The organism is Fictibacillus sp. 18YEL24, assembly GCF_015903855.1.
Taxonomy (GTDB): domain Bacteria; phylum Bacillota; class Bacilli; order Bacillales; family Fictibacillaceae; genus Fictibacillus; species Fictibacillus phosphorivorans_C.
In genome coordinates, this window is record NZ_JACZDT010000019.1 from 1 (window position 1) to 1,131 (window position 1,131).

Sequence of the window (1,131 nt, forward strand, 5' to 3'; positions counted from 1 at the left end):
AAAAAAGCATAACGTTTGGAAACGTCGTATCTAGTTTTGAGAGAACATAAAAAAATGATGAAAATCATTAAAAATTTCTCTTGCTTTTAAGAATTACATAGAGTATAATTTTATCTTGTCGAGATAAAAAATAACTCGCTAATCTGGTCTAGTGATGATGGCAAAGAGGTCACACCCGTTCCCATACCGAACACGGAAGTTAAGCTCTTTAGCGCCGATGGTAGTTGGGGGTTTCCCCCTGTTAGAGTAGGACGTCGCTAGGCTAGATATAAAATGGAGGATTAGCTCAGCTGGGAGAGCACCTGCCTTACAAGCAGGGGGTCGGCGGTTCGAACCCGTCATCCTCCACCATTTATTCTTACTTGCCGGTTTAGCTCAATTGGTAGAGCAACTGACTTGTAATCAGTAGGTTGGGGGTTCAAGTCCTCTAGCCGGCACCATTTTGCACGAGCCATTAGCTCAGTTGGTAGAGCATCTGACTTTTAATCAGAGGGTCGAAGGTTCGAGTCCTTCATGGCTCACCATTTATACACGCGGGTGTGGCGGAATTGGCAGACGCGCTAGACTTAGGATCTAGTGTCTTTGACGTGGGGGTTCGAGTCCCTTCACCCGCACCAATTTCCATTTGATAATTAAATAAGTTTGCGGAAGTAGTTCAGTGGTAGAATACAACCTTGCCAAGGTTGGGGTCGCGGGTTCGAATCCCGTCTTCCGCTCCAAAGTTATTGTATGTGCCGGGGTGGCGGAACTGGCAGACGCACAGGACTTAAAATCCTGCGGTAGGTGACTACCGTACCGGTTCGATTCCGGTCCTCGGCACCACATACATGCGCCCTTAGCTCAGCTGGATAGAGTGTTTGACTACGAATCAAAAGGTCGGGAGTTCGAATCTCTCAGGGCGCGCCATGTTTTTTACGGGAAGTGGCTCAGCTTGGTAGAGCACCTGGTTTGGGACCAGGGGGTCGCAGGTTCAAATCCTGTCTTCCCGACCATTATAACGAATATGTTATTTGGGGCTTTAGCTCAGCTGGGAGAGCGCCTGCCTTGCACGCAGGAGGTCAGCGGTTCGATCCCGCTAAGCTCCACCATTTTCAGAAAATGTTTCTGACATTTTCTTTTTTATTGCAAAAA

The 1,131-nt window shown here is 47.6% G+C and carries 9 tRNA genes and 1 rRNA gene; all 10 read left to right on the plus strand.

The annotated features are described in order from the left end of the window. Positions 1-147 precede the first annotated feature (147 nt). The 10 genes from rrf (at position 148) to HU823_RS21765 (ending at position 1,088) form a co-directional block, all read left to right on the plus strand. A 5S ribosomal RNA gene (rrf, locus tag HU823_RS21720) occupies positions 148-263 on the plus strand. Positions 264-275: 12 nt separating this feature from the next. Next, positions 276-351, plus strand: a tRNA-Val gene (locus HU823_RS21725). Between the two features lie 13 nt (positions 352-364). Beyond that, positions 365-440: transfer RNA gene (locus tag HU823_RS21730), tRNA-Thr, on the plus strand. A gap of 8 nt (positions 441-448) precedes the next feature. Beyond that, a tRNA-Lys gene (locus tag HU823_RS21735) sits at positions 449-524 on the plus strand. A 9-nt stretch (positions 525-533) separates the two neighbouring features. Continuing rightward, positions 534-617 (plus strand) — tRNA-Leu (locus HU823_RS21740). Positions 618-644: 27 nt separating this feature from the next. Then, a tRNA-Gly gene (locus HU823_RS21745) sits at positions 645-719 on the plus strand. A 14-nt stretch (positions 720-733) separates the two neighbouring features. Continuing rightward, positions 734-822: transfer RNA gene (locus HU823_RS21750), tRNA-Leu, on the plus strand. A 7-nt stretch (positions 823-829) separates the two neighbouring features. Continuing rightward, a tRNA-Arg gene (locus HU823_RS21755) sits at positions 830-906 on the plus strand. A gap of 9 nt (positions 907-915) precedes the next feature. Beyond that, positions 916-992, plus strand: a tRNA-Pro gene (locus HU823_RS21760). 20 nt (positions 993-1,012) lie between these two features. Next, positions 1,013-1,088, plus strand: a tRNA-Ala gene (locus HU823_RS21765). The last annotated feature ends 43 nt before the right edge of the window (positions 1,089-1,131 follow it).